A 15083-nucleotide genomic window follows, 5' to 3' on the forward strand; every position below is an offset into this window, starting at 1 on the left:
TTAGCGGTCCTGGGCTTTGAGCGGCAGCGCGGCGCGGCGCGGTTCGGCGCGCGCGGCGCGTGTTGCCTGGGCGGACGGCGCGCCCGCCGGGGCGGTCGCGGGCAGCGGCGCGTCGTCGAGGACGGGCAGCGCGGGCAGCTGATCGGGGTCGGGCGCGGGTGCGTGCGCTGCGGCGGTTTCGCTACGGGCGTACGGCGTGACGCCCTGGGCGGCGGCCGGCGTGACCGAAGCGGCGGGCGTTACCGAAGCGGCCTGAGCCGCGCCGCGCGGCGTCTGCGGCGCGTGGATCGCGAGCCAGCCGGAATAATCGGGCGGCGTCTGCGCGTCGATTTCGTCTTCGAGCGTTTCGAGCAGCATGCCGATCGAATTCGGATCGCCGCAACGCTGCTCGCCCTGGAACAGCTCCGCGAGCGGATTCTGGAACACGCGTTGCAGCACCGCGTCGGCGTCGCCGAGACGGCAGGCGAAGAAGAACACGTACAGGCTGTCGCCGGCGGCGGTCGCGATATCGCCCGCGCGGCGCAGCTGGCAGGCCTTGAGCGCATCGACGTGCGCCACTTCGGGCATCAGCGCGAGCCGGATCAGCACGCTCGGCAACTGGATCACGCGGCTGCGTTCCACGGCCGCGCGCACCAGCTCGACGAAATGCGCCGCGCCCACATAGCCGCTTTCCTCGCCGTGCATGACGCCCGCGAGCGCCTGGCGATAATCCGCCGGAACCGGCCGCGAATACACCTGCCCTTGCAGGCTGTCGACGATCGCCTCCACCTGCGAGAGCGTGGTGTGGCGCGCAATCACGCGGTTCGCGCCCAGATTGAGCATCAGCGACTCGTAGCGCATCGCCACCGCTTCCTCGCGCACGATGATCTTGAGCGCGTTGCCGCATTGCAGCCGCAGCGTGTGGACCTGTTCCGCGAGCGATTCGAGCTGGCGGCTCGTGCCGAAGTCGAGGATCACCGTGGCGGCCACGGCGGTGCGCGCGGCACCGAGCGCCGCTTCGTTGTCGTCGACGACCTGCCAGGCGGGCGGCAGCACGCGCTCGTTGAGCACGGCGTCGCGCGAGATGATCACGCGGCCTTCGTCGGGCGCGAGCAAGCCCACTTCGCTCGCGGTCTGCGCGAAGGTGCCGCCGTCGACGGTCAGACGATGATCGAGCGCCGAAAAACGCAGCGGCAGCGACTGGCTGCCGAGCACGGCGTCGTCCGAGCGCCAGAACGCCACTTCCCAATGGAACTGGCCTTGCGTCTGCAACAACTGCGCCGCGCCTGCGAAGCGCGCCTGGAAGGCGGCCAGCTCGGGATGCGCGTGGTCGTCGCCGAGACCGGGCGGTTCGGCCAGCAGCAGCACGCCGTAGCGATGCTGCGCGCACCAGCTCGCGAGCTGCGCGCCCTGGCGCGCGAGCGCGGCGGCGTCGTGCCAGTCGAAAAAGGCTTCGGCGCCTTCGAGATAGAACTGGCTCGCGGGCGCGGCGCACTGGTTGGCGAGCGCGTCGAGCGCCTCGATCAGCACCTGCGCGCCGTCGCGGCCTTCGAGCGGCACGAGCGAGCAGACGTTGGCCCAGTGATGCGTCGAGCCGGGCCGGTCGATGTCGATGCCGTGATCGCGCAGCGTGGCCGCGATGCTCGCGCCGTCGCGCGTGGACAGCACCGTGGCCGGGCCTTCGAGCGCAGCGGCGGCGGTTTCCCAGAACAGCGCGTCGCGTGCGGGCGAGGCGTTCGCATAGACGATGTGCACCTGGCCCGAGCCGAGCGCGGCGAGCGCGGGCGGCAGGCCGTCGATCGCCAGCGGCTCGCGCTGCGACAGGCGCGCGAGCAGCGAATGGCGCGGCGCGCGCGCGTCGGCGGCGGCCGGTGCCTTGGGGGCGCGGACGGGCTCGTTCATCGGGTCGCCCGGTCCGCGGATGCGATGACGGTTCGAGTCGAAGTCTTCATACGATGCCTCAATATTCCGAGTATGGCCTGACAGACGTCGGCGGGTACGGCACCGGGCCATGCTGCGGCGAGAAGAAATAGCGCAGGTACACCAGGCCCACGTTCGGCGCGTAGTCGCGCGAGCGGTCCAGACGGAAGCGCCCGCCGACCACGAAATGCGGTGTCACGCGGTATTCGAGCGCCGCTTCCGCCGTGTAGCTGAAGCCGCCGCCCGAGCCACCGCCGAAGTACGGGTCGCCCGCGAGCGCCTGCAGATCGGGGCGCGTCGGGAAATAGGGCGAGCGGTCCTCGTTCGTGAACGACACGCCCACCGAGCCGTCGAGCTCCCACGACAGCTTGCCCCAGCGGCCGGTCCAGTCGAGCGGCAGGCTGAACGACAGATAGCTCTGCGGACTGTAGTAGCCGCCGTTGCCGAACGTGTAGAAGTGCTCGTTCTTCGAATACTTCCAGTAGTTGATCGTCAGGCCGCTCGACACCGACTGGTCGGGACGCCGCCAGACCGACCAGTCGTAGCCGCTGCGCAGCTTGAATTCCTGGTTGGTCGGCACGTTGGTGCCGGTCAGCAGGCCGAAGCCGAGGCTCGTGAACAGCGTGCCCGGCCCGAAATCGTGCGCGCCGCGCACGGTCAGGCCGTTGCGCACCACGCCGCCCCAGGTTTCGCCGGTGATCGGATCGCGTCCGCCCGCGTAGGACACGAGGCTGCTCGTCTGGGCGCGCCGCGAGATGTCGACCGACACCGACGCGTGCTGGAAGTCGTAGCGGTACAGCAGGCCGCCGAGCACGCTCGAAATCGGGAAGCCGATCGGCGTGCTGCCGATGTCGGCGCGCCAGCTCGTGTTCGCGCCGCTGAACTCGTAGCCCGCCGCGAGCGCCACGCCGGTGGCGGTCTGGTTCATGGCGGGCACGTTCGCGTTGCTGAGCGCGGGCGACTTGCCGTAGTCGTACACACCGTCGCTGCCCGAGGGCAGCGTGCCGGCGTTCAGATAGACCGTGTCGGCGTGGAAGAAGTAGTGGCCCGAATAGCCGTTCGGAATCCGCACGTAGAGCGGGATTTCCGTGGCGTGCAGCTCCGAGATGCCCGGATCGCCCGCCAGATTCGACTGATACCACTCGGTCGCGATCTGCGCCTGGCGGCGGTCGTCGAGACCTTGCAGCGCGCGCGCGCCCGAGGTCAGGCCGTCGGGGCCCGGCTGCTCGCCCTCGGCCTGCTCCTGCGCGAGCGAGCTGCGATAGAGGCTGGCGGCGTCGTTGTAGTCGCCGCGCGACTGCGCCACGCGGCCCGCCTGGATCGTCACGTCCGAGCGGTCCGGGTAGCGTTCGCGCAGCGGGTCGATCACGTCCTGCGCCTCCTGGTTGCGGCCTTGCGCCGTGAAGCGCCGCGCGATCGCGAGACGCGTGTCGATGTCGTCTTCGTCGGTGTCGGCGAGCACGTCGCGTACCAGCTGCGTGGCTTCGCGGTCGCGGCCCATGCGCTCGTACAGGCGCGCCACGGTGAGACGCGCGTCGGCGTCGTTCGGGTTGGCCGCGAGCACCTTCTGCGCGGCCGCCAGCGCGCCCTTGTAGTCGCCCTTCGCTTCGAGCAGATCGGCCTCTTCGAGCAGCCAGCGGCGGTTCGACTTCAGGTGCGACGGCACCGCGTCGAGCGTGCGCTGCGCGCTGCGCAGGTCGCCGTTGTCGATCTGGCGGTCGGTCGCGCGCACGGCCAGACGCAGTTCCTGGTCGTCGAGATCGGCGCGCTGCTCGTCGGTCAGGCCCGGCTGTGCGCGCGTGGCGTCGATCCACTTCGACCAGTCGTCGTCGCGGTTGGCGGCGCCCAGCAGTTCGCCGTAGCGCACGCGCGCGCCGTTCGCGCCGTCGTCGCCCGGATGCGCGGCTAGCCAGTCCTGCACGAGCTTGAGCCCCTTGTCGGGCTCGCCGAGCGCAATCCATTCGCGGCCGACCGAGGCGAGCATCTGCGGATCGTTGGCCGCGTTGGCGTCCGCGGCGGCGGCGTCGAGCAGCGCGCGCGCCTCGTCGTCCTTGCCTTGCGCGATCAGCTGGCGCGCCTGCGCGAGCTTCTTCTGCGCGGCGAGGTTGCCCATCAGCGTGCGCATGCCGTCGCTGCGCTCGGCGGCCGGCACGGCGTCGAGTTGCGCGGCGGCGCCGTCGAGGTCGTCGACGGAATTCAGATACAGCGCCGTGGCGTAACGCATGTCGGGCGCCTGCGAGGCCTTCAGGCCGTCTTCCATCACCTGGCGGCCGAGCGCGGGCAGATTCAGGTCGCGGTACTGGCGGGCGAGCGTGAAGCGCGTCCAGGCGTCGTCGGGCGTGAGGCGCACGGCGTCTTCGAGCTTGGCGATGGCCGGGCTCTTGCGGTTTTCGGCGAGCAGTTGATCGGCCTGGATCGCCAGCAGTTCGGCGTGCAGACGCTTAAGTTCGGCCTCCGAGCCGGACAGACGCGGCGCCGTCGCGGTGATCAACGGGCCGATCTCGTTGTCGCGATGGGTTTCGCGCAGCACGGTGACGAGGCTGCGCAGCGCGTCCAGATCGGGCTCCTTCGCCGTCACGAGCGGACGCAGCACGGCTTCGGCCTCGCTCCACTTCTTCTGCGCCATCAGCGAGTCGGCGAGCAGACGCGTGGCGGTGGCGTTGCCCGGATCAAGCTTGAGCGCCTCGCGCGCGAGCGCTTCGCCCTGCTCGGGCTTGCCTTGCGCGTTGGCGTCGCGCGCCCGGCCGATGGTGCCCCAGATGGCTGCGGTCTTTTCGAGGCTGCGCCACTTGCCGGCGTTGTCCGGGTCGAGCTTGACGGCGCGCGCGAACAGCGCGCGCGCCTCGTCCTGACGGCCCTCGCGCAGACGCACGAGACCGAGCGCGCCGATCGTTTCGCCGTCGTTCGGGTTCGCGCGCTGGGCGGTTTGCAGCGACGCTTCGGCATCCTTGAGATCGCCGCGCGCCAGTTGCGCGAGGCCTTGGTTGCGGGCGCGCGCGCCGGGACCGGCCACACGCGTGCGCGAACCGGAAGACGCGCCGCCGGACGCGCGCGCGCCGCCCGACGCGACCATCACGGGCTTGCCGCTCGCCGCCGCCGCGTTGGCCTGTGCGACGGCCTGCGGCCCGAGCTTCTTCGCGAGGTCGGCGACGGTCTGCTTCGCGTCGGTGTCGTCGGGGACTTCCTGGAGATAGCGCACATACCAGATGTAATAGGCCGGATCGTCGCGACCCGCGCTGGCGAGCGCGCGGCGCCAGAATTCGAGCGCGTCGGCGCGGTTGCCGTCCTGGCGCTGATAGACGCCGTAGAGCAGGTTCAGCCCTTCCATGCGCGTGCTGGTGCGGTCGGTCAGCAGGTCGCCGAGAATCAGCGCGGCGTTCGCGTCGTCGGGATTGCGCTTCAGACGCGCGCGCAGTTCGTCGATCACCTGCACACGGCCCGCGTCGGTGCCCGCGACGATGCGGTAATAGTCGCGTGCGAGCGCCCCACGCGGCGCGCCGCGCGGGAACAGCTTCTTCATGCGCGGGGCGGCTTCTTCGGTCTTGCCCGCGTTGGCCAGCAGGCGGATCTCGGCGAGCTCGTTCTTGTCGCGGGTGGCGACGCGGTAGGTGTCGGACAGCTCCTGGGTCGCGGGCGCGTTCGGCGCGATTTTCTGCAGTTGCGCGAGCACCTTCGCGGCTTCGGCCGTGCGATTCGAGCGCAGTTCGATCTCGCCCATCAGCGCGAGCGCCTCGGGCTCCCGCGGATCGAACAGCAGCGCCTTCTGGACGAGACCGCGCGCGACGTCGGGACGGTTCTTCGCCATCCACATGCGCGCTGCCGAGAGCAGTTGCGCGGCCTGGGCGGCGGGCGCGGCGGCGTTCGCGGCGGGCTGCGGCGCGTTCTGGGCGTTCGGCGTGTTCTGTGCGCGCGCGGCCAGCGGCGAGGCGGCGATCAGCAGCGCGAGCATCGAGGCGATGCGCGGCGACAGGCGCGGCGCGAGCCGGCGGGCGATCCGCGCATCAAGGCGTGATTCGGGCCGAGCTTCGGCGCGCGTATCCATCCGCGATTCGGCGCGCGACCCGAGCCGCGCCGCGATCGCCGGAACGAGACGCCGCGTGCGCGAGCCGGCGCCCGGGCGCGGCGCTTTCGCGAAGGCGTTCATCGTGCTGCCGGGCATTGAGCCGTCCATGCGGGGATCACGCGGCCTTGCGCGTCGAAGCGATAAAGCCCTTGCAGATAGCCGAGGCCGAACAGCATCAGCACGCTGCTGTAGTAGCCGGGCGGCGACTTTTGCGCGCGCGCGCGGCTGCGTTCGACCTGGGCGTCGGACAGATCGGTGCGACCGAGCGCCGACAGATACGGGGCGACCGCCGCCGAAAAACCGCCATTGCCCTCGTTCGGGCCAGGCTCGCCGGTCTGCGTGTTGACGCGCTCGGGCGGAAAGCCGTGCGCGGCCACGAAGGCCGAGAGCGGCGCGAAGGTCGCGAGCGTGGCGCTGCGCGCCGGGTCGTCGTGAGCGAGCATGCCCGCCCACAGATAGACGCGGATCGCGTTATAGGCGCTTTCGGCGTGCGTCGGTTCGTCGGGGCCGAAATCGCCCTTGTTGCCCTGTGCGCGATACACGACCCAATCGGGCGAGAAGCCCTTGGGCGCGGTGCCGTTGACGAGCTGCGCCGAACTGCCGAGCAGCGATTTCCACGCGGCCTGTTCCTTCTCGGGCATCGCCAGCGTGAAACGACGCATGACCTGCAGCGGCACGTAGCTCGGGTTCAGACGCCACGACGTCTTGTCGAGCTTGAAGCCCGTCGGACCGGGCAGAACCGTGCGGCCGAGGCCGGGCAGCGAGGCCGTCTCGCGGCGCAGGATGTTGCGCGCCATCACCGTGCCGATGGCCGTGTAGCGGCGCACGTTCCAGAGTCGGCCCGCTTCGAGCAGCGTGTAGGCGATCCACAGATCGGCGTCGCTGGCGGAGTTGGCGTCGATCACGCCCCACGTGGCGGACGGCGTTTGCGTCGCCGAGGCAGCGGAAGCAACAGAAGCACTCGAAGCGCCCGAAGTCCCCGATGCCCCCACCGGCGCGCCGTTTTCGTCGATGTCGGTGCGCCCCCAGATCCACGCGGGCAGATGCGCCGCGAGATCGCCCTGGGCGAGATTGTTCTCGGTCCACGCGAGGATCTTGTCGAAGGCCGCGCGGTCGTTCGCGACGAGCGCGAAAAAGAGCGCATACGACTGGCCTTCGGAGACGGTCACCTGGCGCGGCGAACTCGCGTCGATCACGCGTCCGTCGGCGGACAGCAGCGCGCCTTTGAACGCGGTCCAGTCGGACCACGCGCAAGCGGGCGCTCGCGGCGCGGGCGCTGTTTTCGCGGCAGCCGCCTTCGCCGTTGCATTCGCTGGCGCGTTCGCGTTCGCCGCGAGCGCGGGCGACGGCGCGCCCAGCAGCAGCGGCGCGAGCGCGCAGGCGCCGGCCGCGAGCCGGCGCGTGAGGCAGGGCTTGGCCCTCAACCCGGTCGGCACGTTTAGTCTCCGGTGCGGCGGGCGGCCATGCGTCCGAGCGCCCAGAACACCGTGAGCGCGACGATCAGGCCCGCGAGAATCCCGGCCACCGCCATCAGCGACGGATAGTGCGAGATATGCACCCACGCGCGCGCATACCAGGGCAGATCGCCGACGAAATACCGTTCGCCCACGCGCAGCCCTTCCACTTCCTTCTGACGCACGACGCTCAGGTCGCCGTGCATCTGCGCGACCTTGCCGCTGTCTTCGAGCGCGTCGAGCACGTCGCCGAGCTGCGCCGACGAGGTGCTCGAGATCGCCACCACGCTGCGTCCCGAGGCGAGCGGCGACTCGAAGCCGATCAGCGCCGCCATCGGTCCGCCGAGCGAGACGATCGAGCGGCCCGCGGGCTTCGGCTCGTCGTCGTCCTCGGTGCCGCCGAGCCAGCCCGGCCAGCCGCTTTTCTGGTCGCGCGTCGTCACTTCGGTCTTGCCGCGCTCGATCAGCAGCGGCAGATCCTTGCCCCACTTCACGAGCAGATCGGCGGCCGAACCCGAGCCGATCACGAGCAGGTCGTCGCCGCTCACGCTGTCGATCTGGCTGGCGGGCACGAGCGTCGCGCGCAGCGCGGGCAGGCCGGTCCACTGGCCCATGTGGCCGAGCATCGTCAGCACGGCTTCCTGGTCCTGCGCGTTGGGCGCGTCGGGAATCACGATGGCCGTCTGCGCGAGGTCGGCCATGCGCGTGAACGGATAGCCGCTATTGGCGAAGAAGGCGAGGTTCGGCAGCGCCGTGTAGTGCGCGAAGCCGCTGAAGTCGATCACCGAATCGGGGTCGATGGCGGCGCGCGCGACATCGACGGCCGTCGAGGTGCACAGGCCGGTCTTCTGCGAATCGATATGGAACTGGAACTGGAACTGGTTGTTCGAGCCCACGCGGAAGGCCGGGATTTCGATGTTGCTGGCCGCGCGCGCGTCGGTGCCCGAAAGCAGCGGCACGCTGATGCGCGTCTCGTCCGAGGCGCGCGTGACGGGCTTCAGGCGCTGCGAGCGCACGAGCTGGTCGTTGATGCTGACGTTGAGGATCGAATCGTTCCACGTCGACGGCGCCGTGTAGCGATAGCGGATGTCGAGCGGCACGTTGGTGCGCGCCCACGCGTAGAGGTCGGCGGGCACGCGCATGTTCACGCGGATCGCGGGCGGGTTGTAGCCCGACACCTGCAACTGCTGAGGATCGCTCACAAGCTCGCGCATCAGCACGGGGCGGTCGGTGGGCACCCAGTTCGGCGCGTCGTAGGGCTTGCGCGCCGGACCGAGATCGACCGACTGCACGATCACGCTGCTGCCCGCCATGCCGGCCTGGCCGAGCACCAGCGCGTCGGCGGCCTTCTCCAGTTCCTCGGGCGTGCGGCCCGCGAGCACCAGCAGCTTGCGGCCCGACTGCGGATCGGCGGCCGGGTTGGTCATCACGCTGATCGTCGGCCCCTTGATCTCGGGCAGCGACAGACCTTCGGGCATCTGGCCAGGCAGTGCGAGCACGACGGCGTTGGCGTCGGCGGGCGCCGTGCGCGTGACCGGGAAGCGCGCGCCGCGATAGCTCGCGAGCGCGCCGAGCCACGACGACACCACGCCGGCCGCGCGCAGCGTCGGCACGCCCGCGTTGGCGGCGAGCACGAACGGCACGCGCAGCAGGCGGTTGTCGTGGCGGTCGAAGAACGGCACCGGCAGCAGCCCGAGGCTGTTCGGCAGCGTGATGCCCGCCGTGTTCAGCGTGAGCGTGGTCTGCGGCGCGACGTCGGTCCACAGCGTGGTGTGATACGGGTCTTCGCAATGATCGAGCGTGTAGTGCGCGATCATCTGCACGCTGATGCGGTTGTAGTCGGTGAACAGGCGCGGATCGAGATTGATCTCGCTCGTCACGAGCTGACCGGCGGTTTCCTTGACGAGCGGAATCGTCGCGACCACTTCGCCGTTGACGAAGACTTTCAGATGCGACAGCGGATAAATCAGCGACGGCGAGTACGTATACATGAGACGCAGCTTCGCGCTCGTCACGACTTCGTCGGTGCGCACGTCGACGTTCATGTAGCCGGTCGGATCGAGGCCGCGCAATTCCATCGGTCCGTAGACGCCCATGTCGCGCAGCGAAAACTCGTGCGTGCGCGGCGGGCCGAGCGGTGCCGGATTGGCGTTGTCGTTCGGCATCGCGAGCGTGCCGGGCGCGGTCTGGATCACGGCGGGACCGGCGCTTTGCGATGCGGCGGCGTTCGTTGCGCTCGCAGCGGAAGCGGCGGCGAGGGGCTGAGCATTTGCCGTGCCTGATGCCGTACTTGCGGACGCAACCGACGCTGCGCTTGAGGTTGCGCCTTTGCTCGCAGGCGCCACGGCCGCCGGCTTGTCGGCTGCGAGCAAACTCGATCCCACCAACAGCCCGGCAATCAACGCGCCCAGGCGGACATGAACGGAAACTCGCATCGCAAACGGCCCTTTGTCTTATTCGCGACGGCTGCCCCCAATTTGCTCAGCCAGCCGTCTAGTGATGTTGGCGGTCTCGCAATACCCGCCTTATCCGGGATCAGCGCCAACGCTTTATTCTGAGATTCGTCGGAGTTTATCTGACTATGCTCAGTAGCGACATGGGATTGAGCACCGTTTATTCAACTTGAATTGTTAAAGAACGTCATGGCGGGTAAAAGAGTCGTTTTTGCGCAACGAACATTGGCCAATGCGATTTAAAACGTTGTCGATATTTCCCGGGTGTCGTGGCGCCTGGCGACTTATGTCGATACGGTGCACCGCAGCACGAAGCCGCTGTAGCACGCGGCGTGCCAAACGATTGCGCGTCAGCCTGATGTGGATGCGTCGCGGCAGCGATGCTGAGCGGGTCAACCTGCCGCAAACGATTGCCTGTAACGAAGCAAGTCATCCGCGATTGGCGCGCGTGCGCGGCCATGCGCCGCTATCTCGCCGAGGTGCTTGCCTGATGCGCTATGCCGCAGCGTGCGCGAACTCGCGGCGCGCAGTTTGATTCATGGTTCGATTCATGCCGCGAGTCCGTCGAACGCGATTGGGTCGCGCGCCGCATCGATGCGTTCGATCAGTGCCGCGTGCCGCATTCGCGCGACCAACGAAACGAGTTTGAAAATTGCGTTTCTGTTTTGATTAATTAGCGATCCTGATCGGTGAACAAGGAAAGCCGAAACGCGTTTGAGTCACACCGATTTCAGCGCCAACCGGATTCCCGCCGAATGCCGCCCATTCGCACCGCAATAAAAAACGCCAAGGTTCGCGAGAACCTTGGCGTTCGACTTTGCGCTGGCCGCCGTCAATCGATCGGCTTGATCAGCCCCGCGATGGATTCGCGCGCGCGCGCGGCGACGTCGTTCATATCCGGCGCCTGCCGATAGCTGATGGCCGCGATCAGATGCGTGCCGATCACCGCGCCGAACAGCATGTCGGCCATGCGGTCGACGTTCACCGACGCGATGCGTCCGCGTTCGATCAGCAGCGTGAGCCGCGACTCCAGCAACTGCTTGCTGCGGTGAATGCCCTGATCGTAGTAGTGACGGCGAATCTCGGGAAAGGCGTTCGATTCCGCGATCACGAGACGGGTCACGGTCACGTGCCGTTCGTTGAGCACGTAATGGGCCATTTCGGCGAGTGTGGCTTCGAGCACGGCTTGAGGCGAGAGCGTGTCGTCGATCTCGTGTTCCACGTCGGGGAACGATTCCGCGTCGGCGACCAGCGCGCGAAACAATTCTTCCTTGGTGGGAAAGAGTTCGTAGATCGTGCGCTTCGAGGTCTCGCAGACGCGCGCGATATCGGCCATGCTGGTCGCGGCATAGCCCGACTGCTTGAACAGGCCCTCGGCCGCCTTGAGGATCTGCTCGCGGCGCGCCTCGCGCGTGATCGTTACCGGCCTTCCCCTGCCGCGTGCAACGGGGGGAGCTTCGGCGGGCATAGTGGTATCCGTATCCAAAGGGCACCTTGATGATGGAACGAGGTTCTCCGCACGCTTCGTACTGCGCAGCGAACGACGCCTATGCACCACGACGATGCGCAGCGCGCCAGCGTGACAGGGCAGCGGAGAGTGAACGCGTGAATACTATCAAAGATGCCGCATTGGACGGATGAAAACGTCTTGCAATTCTTTATGAAAGATAATGTAAGGCGCAATGCGCGCACGACGTGAATTCACAGACGGCGAATGACGCCATGCGCGAGTGTTCAATCGAGTGCCAATCGAATGTCGATTAGCGATAAAACGCAGCGAATCAAAACGGAATTCGGCAACGAACCGGAAAAAAGCGGCAAAAAATCGGCAACGAATCGGCAATTATTGCGGCTCGGATTCGCGCGCAATCTGTAAAGCATTCAGATAGAACGCGAGCATGGAAAAATTACCGGGATAACCGCGCGTCGCGCGAGCCCCGCCGACGAGATCGCGCCGCTCGCGAAACTGCGTGCCTCGCAACGACTGCGCTAAGCTTGCCGCGTTCATCCGATCCGAGGAGCGCAGCAATGAACGAGCAGACTTGGCACGCCGTCGACGACTGGTTCACCGAACGCCTGATCGGCGCCGACGACGCCCTCGACAACGCCTTGGCCGCGAGCGCGAAAGCCGGGCTGCGGTCCATCAACGTCGCGCCGAATCAGGGCAAGTTCCTGCATCTGCTCGCGCGTATCCAGGGCGCGAAACGCATCCTCGAAATCGGCACGCTCGGCGGCTATAGCGCGATCTGGCTCGCGCGCGCGCTGCCGCCCGACGGCCAGCTCGTGTCGCTCGAATACAGCCCGGAAAACGCGGCGGTCGCGCGCGAGAACATCGCGCATGCGGGTCTCGCCGAACGCGTGACGATCGTCACGGGCCTCGCGCTCGATTCGCTCGACGCGATGCTGGCGGAACCCACGCCGCCGTTCGATTTCGTTTTCATCGACGCGGACAAGAGCAACAACGCGAATTATCTCGACCGCGTGCTGAAGCTGTCACGTCCGGGCACGGTGATCGTTGCCGACAACGTGGTGCGCAGCGGCCGCATCGCCGACGACGCCGATCACGAAGCCGACGTCGCGGGCCTGCGCCGCTACTTCGAGAAAGCGGCTGCGGACGAACGGCTCGACACCACGGCGGTGCAAACGGTCGGCAGCAAGGGCTGGGACGGATTCGCGATCACGATCGTCGGCGCGTAACGAAACCGTCGCGCCATAAAAAAACGCCGGGCTGCGCACGCAGCACCGGCGTTTTTCATGCTCAGGCGAAGAACGCCCGACCTGAGTCCTAGAAGTCCGTCGTCATCGAGAACAGGACGGTGCGCGGCGCGCCCATCGTCAGATAGCCGCCGGTGGCCGAGCTCCAGTACGCCTTGTTCGTCAGGTTGTAGACGTCGGCGCGGAACGTGGTCGGACGGCCGAACACGCTGGTCTTGTAGCGCGCGCCCAGATCGACGGTGTCCCACGCCTTGATCGACAGCGTGTTCGCGGCGTTCAGATACTGCGGCCCCGTGTGCGTGTAGCGCGCCGAGAACGTCAGACCCTGCACCCACGGCAGATCGTATTCCGCGCCCAGGTTGAACATGAAGCTCGGCACGCCGACCGGACGATTGCCGTCGTTGCTGCCCGTGTCGAGCTGCACCGCGTTGATGTAGGTGGCGCCCGCCATCAGGCGCACGCCCTTGTAGACCTCGCCGAACACCGAGGCTTCGACGCCGCGATGACGCTCGTTGCCGTCGGCGACGAAATAGCCCGACGAGTTGGTGTAGCTCTGCGGCTTCTCAAGCTGATAGAGCGCCAGTTGCGCGCCGAACTTGCCCGAGTCGTACTTCGCGCCCACTTCGTATTGCTTGGTGCGCTCCGGCGCGAGCAGCGCGCCGTTGTTGATCGCCGTGGACGGCGCCTGTTCGCCCGCCGACAGCGACTCGCTGCGGTTCGCGTAGATCGAGAAGTTCTGGGTCGGCTTGAACACGATGCCGAACAGCGGCGTGGTGATCGAGTCGTTATAGGCCTCGGTCTGCAGCAGCGTCGACGACGAATACGCGTTCGAGACGATTTCCTGATGACGCACGCCGACCGTGAACAGCACGCGGTCGTGGAAGAAGCCGAGCGTGTCCGACGCCGCGATGCTGCGCATCAGGCTCGTCGCCGTGAGCGGCGGATTGCCGTCGAGACCCTGCGAGTAGTACTTCGAGGGCGGCGACGCCACTTGCGGCGTGTTGTAGAGATCGGTGTTGAAGCTGCCCGACATATTCCACGCCGACTCCGTGTGCACGCTCACGATCGACGCGCCGGCCGTCACGAAGTGGCTCACCGGACCGGTGTTGAAGTGGCCGCGCACGCCCGCTTCCGCCGATGCCGCGTCTTCCTTGCGCGGCACGTACATGCGCGAGGCGGTGGTGGTGCTCGGGTCCGTGTAGTGCGGCGACGCGTACTGGCCGTACTCGTCGGTGTGACGCAGGCCGCCCGCGACGTAGGCGGTCCAGCCCGGCTGGAAGTCGTACTCGGCGCGCAGGATGCCGACCGTGTCCTCGGTCGAGCTGAAGGCCCACGTCTGACCGTAGTTGTGCGTTGCCGACGGCACGGCCGGGACTTCCGAGCCCGCCACGTAGACGACCGGACGGCCGTCCGACACGTGCTGGCGCTGATACAGCAGGTCGCCTTCGAGACGCAGCTTGTCGCCGCGATAGTCGAGCGCGACGGCCGTCTGGCTGTTGCGGCGATGCTCGCCGTCGATGCTCGTTTCGCCGTCGCGGCCCGACTGGTTCACGCGAATGCCGAACTGGTCCTGATCGCCGAAGCGGCGGCCGACGTCGACGCGCGCGCCGAACTCGCCCGAGGCGCTGCCGTCGAGCGTGACTTCGGTGATCGGCTTGTCGTCGGCGCGCTTGAGTTGCAGGTTCACGCTGCCGCCGATCGAGCTGCCGTTCGGCGACGCGCCGTTCAGGAACGCGCTCGCGCCCTTGAACACGTCCACGCGCTCGATGGCGGGCGTTTCCACCATCTGGCGCGGCGTGATGCCGTAGAGGCCGTTGAGCGAGACGTCGTCGCTGTCGAGCTGGAAGCCACGGATGACGTAGACCTCCTGGAAGTTGCCGTAGCCGTAGGCGGTGCGCACGGCCGGATCGTTCGAGAGCACGTCGGCGACGGTGCGCGCCTGCTTGTCCTGGATCGCCTTGGCCGTGTACGTCGTCATGCTGAACGGCACGTCGATGTTCTTCTGCTGGCCGAGCATGCCGAAGTTGCCGCCGCGCGCGACCTGACCGCCGCCGTAGGTGGGCGCGAGGTCGCCGGGCAGCGCTTCTTTCGCGGCCTGCACTTTGACGGTGGGCAGCGTGGCGTTGCTCTTGCTGCCGGCGCTGGCGGCGCTGGCGGTGCCGGTTGCATCGCTGGCGTCGGCGCTGCCGCTCGTCTGCGCGAAGGCGGCGGCGGGCAGGGCGAAGGCCACGGCGATGGCGGCGAGGATGGCGTGACGGCTGGAAGGACGGGAGGGCGCAACGAGGCGAGGCGAAGCCAAACGGGGTACGGACATAAGAAAGTTCGAAACGGTGTATTCGTTATTGCCGCGCCGTGACGCCGGTCGAGAGAGCCGGCATCCGGTGCGGTGCTTTGGTTTGACGTGCGCACGCCGCCGCGCGGGAGCCCGGACGCATGGCCGTCAAAAAGTATGCGGATTGTATATGTGAATGAGAACGATTGTTATTTGAAATTACACTG

General features: G+C 67.8%; 7 protein-coding genes. 1 reads left to right on the plus strand and 6 read right to left on the minus strand.

The annotated features are described in order from the left end of the window. The 5 genes from bcsE to LDO54_RS31810 all read right to left on the minus strand — a co-directional run bounded on the left by bcsE (position 1) and on the right by LDO54_RS31810 (position 11337). Complete coding sequence (gene bcsE / locus LDO54_RS31790; RefSeq protein ID WP_224015569.1) at positions 1 to 1881, minus strand: cellulose biosynthesis protein BcsE; 1881 nt, start codon at positions 1879 to 1881, stop codon at positions 1 to 3. Between the two features lie 58 nt (positions 1882 to 1939). Next, entirely contained in the window at positions 1940 to 6058 is a 4119-nt protein-coding gene (locus LDO54_RS31795; RefSeq protein WP_436975738.1) for a cellulose synthase subunit BcsC-related outer membrane protein, read from the minus strand. Then, entirely contained in the window at positions 6040 to 7398 is a 1359-nt protein-coding gene (gene bcsZ / locus LDO54_RS31800) for a cellulose synthase complex periplasmic endoglucanase BcsZ (protein ID WP_224015573.1), read from the minus strand. Before bcsZ ends, LDO54_RS31795 begins: the two co-directional genes overlap by 19 nt. A 2-nt stretch (positions 7399 to 7400) precedes the next feature. After that, on the minus strand, positions 7401 to 9851 hold the full coding sequence (gene bcsB, locus LDO54_RS31805) for a cellulose biosynthesis cyclic di-GMP-binding regulatory protein BcsB (RefSeq protein WP_436975739.1): 2451 nt from the start codon (positions 9849 to 9851) through the stop codon (positions 7401 to 7403). An 850-nt stretch (positions 9852 to 10701) separates the two neighbouring features. Next, positions 10702 to 11337, minus strand: a complete 636-nt coding sequence (locus tag LDO54_RS31810; RefSeq protein ID WP_224015575.1) for a TetR/AcrR family transcriptional regulator — start codon at positions 11335 to 11337, stop codon at positions 10702 to 10704. A 560-nt stretch (positions 11338 to 11897) separates the two neighbouring features. Between LDO54_RS31810 and LDO54_RS31815 the strand changes: the two genes are divergently transcribed. Next, positions 11898 to 12566 (plus strand): O-methyltransferase, encoded by a 669-nt coding sequence (locus LDO54_RS31815; protein ID WP_224015577.1) that lies wholly within the window; start codon positions 11898 to 11900, stop codon positions 12564 to 12566. Positions 12567 to 12654: 88 nt separating this feature from the next. Here LDO54_RS31815 and LDO54_RS31820 read toward each other — a convergent pair whose 3' ends face one another. Further along, complete coding sequence (locus tag LDO54_RS31820; RefSeq protein ID WP_224015579.1) at positions 12655 to 14898, minus strand: TonB-dependent receptor; 2244 nt, start codon at positions 14896 to 14898, stop codon at positions 12655 to 12657. Positions 14899 to 15083 lie beyond the last annotated feature (185 nt).

Origin of the sequence: Paraburkholderia tropica (genome assembly GCF_914484835.1) — a bacterium.
Lineage (GTDB): Bacteria > Pseudomonadota > Gammaproteobacteria > Burkholderiales > Burkholderiaceae > Paraburkholderia > Paraburkholderia tropica_A.

Coding starts and splice junctions, on each gene's coding strand:
- bcsE (WP_224015569.1), bottom strand. CDS start 1,881: ATGAACGAGCCCGTCCGCGCCCCCAAGGCACCGGCCGCCGCCGACGCG.
- LDO54_RS31795 (WP_436975738.1), bottom strand. CDS start 6,058: ATGCCCGGCAGCACGATGAACGCCTTCGCGAAAGCGCCGCGCCCGGGC.
- bcsB (WP_436975739.1), bottom strand. CDS start 9,851: ATGCGAGTTTCCGTTCATGTCCGCCTGGGCGCGTTGATTGCCGGGCTG.
- LDO54_RS31810 (WP_224015575.1), bottom strand. CDS start 11,337: ATGCCCGCCGAAGCTCCCCCCGTTGCACGCGGCAGGGGAAGGCCGGTA.
- LDO54_RS31815 (WP_224015577.1), top strand. CDS start 11,898: ATGAACGAGCAGACTTGGCACGCCGTCGACGACTGGTTCACCGAACGC.
- LDO54_RS31820 (WP_224015579.1), bottom strand. CDS start 14,898: ATGTCCGTACCCCGTTTGGCTTCGCCTCGCCTCGTTGCGCCCTCCCGT.